The organism is Caballeronia sp., assembly GCF_049581465.1.
Lineage (GTDB): Bacteria > Pseudomonadota > Gammaproteobacteria > Burkholderiales > Burkholderiaceae > Caballeronia.
This window is the reverse complement of record NZ_JBAUSA010000552.1, coordinates 1-5,472: the sequence shown is the minus strand read 5'-3', so window position 1 is coordinate 5,472 and position 5,472 is coordinate 1. Positions and strand designations below refer to the sequence as shown.

Annotated in this window: 5 protein-coding genes; all 5 read left to right on the top strand. The window is 61.2% G+C overall.

Annotation, left to right across the window (positions count from 1 at the left end; all coding sequences use genetic code 11):
• On the top strand, positions 1-321 hold a 321-nt coding region (locus tag WCA53_RS13610), incomplete at its 5' end, for a porin (protein ID WP_423910914.1).
• A 135-nt stretch (positions 322-456) separates the two neighbouring features.
• Entirely contained in the window at positions 457-1,221 is a 765-nt protein-coding gene (locus WCA53_RS13605; protein ID WP_423910911.1) for a GntR family transcriptional regulator, read from the top strand.
• A 67-nt stretch (positions 1,222-1,288) separates the two neighbouring features.
• Entirely contained in the window at positions 1,289-2,053 is a 765-nt protein-coding gene (locus WCA53_RS13600) for an HpcH/HpaI aldolase family protein (protein ID WP_423910907.1), read from the top strand.
• Between the two features lie 216 nt (positions 2,054-2,269).
• A complete protein-coding gene (locus WCA53_RS13595; RefSeq protein WP_423910902.1) occupies positions 2,270-4,435 on the top strand; it encodes a thiamine pyrophosphate-dependent enzyme in 2,166 nt (721 codons plus the stop codon).
• A gap of 17 nt (positions 4,436-4,452) precedes the next feature.
• On the top strand, positions 4,453-5,472 hold a 1,020-nt coding region (locus tag WCA53_RS13590), incomplete at its 3' end, for an indolepyruvate oxidoreductase subunit beta family protein (protein WP_423910917.1).

The following is a 5,472-nucleotide window of genomic DNA, read 5'->3' as shown; positions in this document are numbered from 1 at the left end:
GTACAACCTGTGACCGTGGGAACCGCGGACGTCCGGCGCAAGGACACCGGCTTTTTCACCGGCGCAATCTGGCAGGTAAAGCCGGACATTTACCTCACGGCCGCGTACTACTACGACGCGATGAGAGACGCTTATTCCACTGTTGGCGACGATGGTCATCGCCAGTCGGTAGCGTTCTTTGCGCAGTACCTGCTGTCCAAGAGGACGTACGTGTACGCGACGGCCGACTACAACAAGGTACAAGGCCAGGCCGCGCTGGTCGAACTCCCGGGTGCGAACAATCAATTCGAAGCCGGGCTCGGACTGCACCACTCGTTCTGAATGTTTCGATCGTCCGGGCCGCGTTGCGATCCAACGTGCCCCGGTGCACGGTTCTACGAAAGGGCACGTTGCATGTTTTGTTTTGGCACTGCGCCCCCGATCTGCCAGCCAGGGTTCACGTTTCTTTCGGATCGCTTGACGGCATCCATATTAGAAATTACTCTGAATTCAGAATTCTTTCTGGGGCAGCGGCACATGGTAATTCATGATTCAACTGTTGTTAAATTGCCGCGACGCACCGCGCTCAAAGCGACAACACTCAGCGACGCCATCTACCACGAGATTCGCGCACGTCTGCAGCGCGGAGAAGTTGGCGCTGATGATCGGGTACTCGACTACGAAGTTGCCAAGGAGTTTGACTGTACCCGTATGCCAGTCCGGCAAGCCCTGTTGCGTCTGGTGAACGATGGTTATCTGGTTGGCACCACGCGCGGCTTCGTTGTCCCAACGCTTACCAGTGACGACATCCACGAGCTGTTTGAAGTGCGCCGTCTTCTGGAGCCCGCCGCAGCTGCCAGCGCGGCGGCGGTCCTCACCGACGCCAATGAAGCCGCGTTGCAGGCTGCCTACACGAAGATGCGTCGGGGTTTCGAAAAACGCGCACCTGCGGTCATGATTGACGCCAACATCGAGTTCAGGGACGTGTGGCTCAGCGCGGTACAGAACCAACGACTTAAGGCAACTATCGCGCGGTTCGTCGACCATGCACAGCAGGTGCGGCTCGGTACACTGAACAATCGCAATACGCAAAAAATTGCCCTGGACGGCATGCGCGAGTTACTCAAAGGTTTCGTCGAGCGCGACCCCGGGCTAATCAAGACTGCGATGCTTGAATTCATTCACAATGCAGAGCAACAGTATTTCGCGTTGTTAAACGCCACCGACCAGGTGCGCACCTAACCCGTAGCGTATTAGTGTCACCCATGTTGGCAGCGCCGCCGCCCCACCATTTGTCGCAGGAGTTTCTGTGGTTAGTCCAACCCTTCAATCAATGTTGAGCGAACGTCAGCCCGTCGGAGTGATCTGGCTGACGCTCGGTAGCGTCGCCGTGGTCGAGATCGCTGCGCACTTCAAGCCGGCGGCGATCGTTCTCGATATGCAGCACGGACTGTGGGACCGCAATTCACTCGAAGCCGCGATCGGTGTGGCACGCGCTTCGACCCAAATCATCGTGCGTTGTGCCGACAACACCGCTAGCGCGATCTCGCTGGCTCTGGACGCGGGCGCCAATTCGGTGCTGATTCCTTTAATCGAATCAGCCGATGCCGCTAGACGCGCGGTTTCGTTCGGTCGCTATCCACCGCAAGGAATCCGCTCGGCTGGCGGAGTGCGGCCGTTGTTGCGTGGCGTCGAGGGGCTGGCTAACGCGAACCGCGAGGTCACGGTCGGCGTGATGATCGAAACGATCGAAGGCGTGCAAGATGCCGAAGCCATCGCCGCAGTAGGCGGCATCGATTATGTGTTCATCGGGACCGGCGACCTCGCACTTTCGCGTGGCGCAATCAGTCGGGATGGCATCGCGAACGACTGTGCTCGCGTGCGTGACGCGGCGACCCGGCACGGATTGCCGTGCGGAATCTTCACACCGGGCGCGTCCGAGGCGTTGAAAGAATTGGCACGTGGTTATGACATGGCGGTGATCGCCAACGATATTGATATCGTCAAGACCGGCGTCACGGGCGCGCTGGCGTCGTTGGAGCAGGGGCTTGGCGCCAGGCTCATGTCCCAGTAAGGCCGGGCGCTTGTGCTCTGGCAACCCGCCGCGCTTGCTCGCCTCGCCCAGGACTGACACGAAACGTGCGCGCATGGATGACCTGATCTCAAAGGCCAAGAGGGCAGGGTCACGAGAGTATATATGATTGTGGAAATATTCCAATATCAACTATAATTTCGACTCGGCATGGCACCACGCATGTCATATGCAATCGGATCACGAACAAGGAGCGCCATGGCTGAGCGGTCATTTGTCGAAGAAGTGAAGAAATTGCGCCTGGGTGCAGGCGAGATTTTCAGCGGCGAGGGAATTCTCGCGGTGACCAAAGCGCTGCTGGAGTCGGGCGTAGCCTATGTAGCGGGCTACCAGGGCGCGCCTATCTCGCACTTGATGGATGTGCTGGCGGACGCCCAGGACATCCTGAGCGATCACGGCATCCGTTTTGAAAACAGCGCGAGCGAAGCAACCGCGGCGGCATCGCTATCCGCTTCGGTTAACTATCCATTGCGCGGCGCGGTGACATTCAAGGCGACCGTCGGCACCAACGTCGCTTCCGATGCGCTCGCCAACCTGGCTTCGGGCGGGGTGACCGGGGGCGCATTGATCATCGTCGGCGAAGACTACGGCGAGGGCTCTTCTATCATGCAGGAGCGCAGTCACGCGTTTGCGATGAAGTCGCAGATCTGGCTGTTGGACCCGCGTCCGAACTTGCCTTGCATTGTGCAGGCGGTCAAGGATGGGTTCGATCTGTCCGAGGCCAGTAACACACCGGTGATGCTGCAGTTGCGCATTCGCGCTTGTCATGTGCACGGACAATTTGTCGCGTCGGACAATCGCCGCTCGGCATTTTCGATCAAGGATGCGCTCGAAAACCCGAACCGCGACGTGAGCCGTATTGTGCTGCCACCGGCGAGCTTCCTGCACGAGCAGGAGAAGATCAACCACCGTTGGCCCGCTGCGGTGAAGTTCATCGAGGAACGTCAGCTTAACGAATTCTTCCAGGCCGCCGATGGCGATATCGGCATCGCGGTACAGGGCGGCAGCTACAACACCGTGCTGCGGGCACTCGAGCGTCTTGGCCTTGCCGATGTGTACGGCGAGTCCAAAGTGCCGCTTTACGTGATGAACGTTGCCTATCCGCTGATCGACTCGGAGTGGCGCCGCTTCTGCGAAGGCAAGCGCGCTGTATTGGTGATCGAAGAAGGCCAACCGAACTTCGTCGAACAGAACGCCAACACGATCCTGCGGCAGGCCAATTTGGGCGCGGCTCTGCATGGCAAGGACATGTTGCCGCTCGCCGGCGAGTACAACACCGCGACAGTGCTGAAGGGCCTGAGAGCCTTCTTCGAGCGCTACGGAATGCTTGAGCCGGAGGCGGCTCCGGCAGCCGTGCGCAAGGTCATTCCGCTCGTGTCGGTGTCCTCTACAGATGCCGGCAAGCCACTGGACGAAAACGTGCACGCGCGGCCACCTGGCTTTTGTACCGGCTGTCCGGAACGCCCAATCTTCACCGCGATGAAGCTGGTCGAACGCGAACTGGGAACCCACCATGTGAGCGCCGATATCGGCTGCCACCTGTTCTCGATACTGCCGCCGTTCAATCTGGGCAGCACCACAATGGGATACGGACTCGGCGGCGCCAGCGCGGCCGCGCTCAACGCGCCGGCAGGCAAGCGCGCGATCTCGGTGATGGGCGACGGCGGCTTCTGGCACAACGGCTTGACGAGCGGGATCGCCAACGCGGTGTTCAACAAGAGCGACAACCTCACGATCGTTGTCGACAACAGCTATACGTCGGCTACCGGAGGGCAGGATATCCTGTCGTCTACCGCCCTCAATCCGACCCGCAGCACAGGTCACGAGATCGAGCGGGCGGTGCGCGGTGTCGGAGTCGACTGGGTCCGAACGGTTCGCCATACGTATGACCTGAAAACGATGATGTCGACGCTCAAGGACGCGCTTACCACCGGCGTCAAGGGCCCGAAGGTGCTGATCGCCCAGAGCGAATGCATGCTCAACTTGCAACGTCGGGAAAAGCCGAAGGTGCGCAAGGCGATTGCCGCCGGCGAGCGGGTCGTGCGCGAGCGCTTCGGGATTGACTCCGACACCTGCACCGGCGACCACTCGTGCATCCGCCTGTCGGGTTGCCCGTCGCTGTCGGTTAAGCCGAACCCGGACCCGTTGCGCACCGATCCGGTGGCAACCGTGCTCGAGAGCTGCGTCGGCTGCGGCCTGTGCGGGGAAGTGTCGCACGCTGCGGTGCTGTGCCCCTCTTTTTATCGCGCGCAGATCGTCACCAACCCAACCCGTATCGACCGTCTGCGTCAGCGCGTGCGTGTGGGTCTGATCGGCTGGCTGCAGCGGCGCGATGCCGAGCGCCGTGCCCGCTACGCGTTCTGATGAGTGAGATTCCGACCATGAAAGCCCAACCGATCAAGATTGCCATTCTCGCCATGGGCGGAGAGGGCGGCGGCGTGCTCGCCGACTGGATCGTCAGCCTCGGCGAACATAACGGCTATTACGCGCAGACGACTTCGGTGCCTGGCGTCGCGCAGCGTACCGGCGCAACCATTTACTACGTCGAGCTGTTCCCGCACGAGTTGGCCGAGCGTGCAGGACGCGAGCCCGTGCTCGCGCTGATGCCGCTACCGGGCGATGTAGACGTGGTGCTCGCTTCCGAACTGATGGAAGCCGGCCGCGCGGTGCAGCGCGGTCTCGTCACGCCTGAGCGCACGACGCTCGTGGCTTCCACCCATCGCGTCTACTCGATCGCCGAAAAAATGGCGATGGGCGACGGCCGGGTCGACAGCGACACGCTAATCTCGCATGCGGACAAGGCGGCAAAGCGCTTCGTGCGCTTCGATATGGCGACGGCGGCCGAAGCGTCGGGCAGCGTGATCAGCGCAGTGCTGTTCGGTGCGCTAGCCGGTACCGGTGTGCTGCCGTTCAGCCGTGCGCAGTTCGAGCAGACCGTCAAACGAGGCGGTGTCGGGGTCAAACCGAGCCTGCGTGCGTTCGACGTCGCATACGCCCGTACCGCGGAAATCGATACGGCGGCAGACGACGCGGCTGCTGTCCCGATCGATGCTGCACCACGCGACGCGAAAGTGGCAAAGCTCCTTGAGCGTGTGCGCGCCGAGTTTGCGGTCGAGGTGCGGTATGTGGTGATCGAGGGTGTGCGCCGGATGATCGACTATCAGGACCTGGCGTACGCCGGACTCTATCTCGACCGTCTTGCGGCGGTTTGCCGTGGGCTGACCAAGCCCGACGTCAGTCTCGTGCGCGAAACGGCGCGCTACCTGGCACTCTGGATGTCCTACGAGGACACGATCCGGGTCGCGGACCTCAAGACACGCAACTCGCGATTCGAGCGCGTGCGCGGCGAGGTACGCGTGCAGTCCAATCAACTGCTGGCGATCAACGAATTCATGCACCCG

Coding starts and splice junctions, on each gene's coding strand:
- WCA53_RS13595 (WP_423910902.1), top strand. CDS start 2,270: ATGGCTGAGCGGTCATTTGTCGAAGAAGTGAAGAAATTGCGCCTGGGT.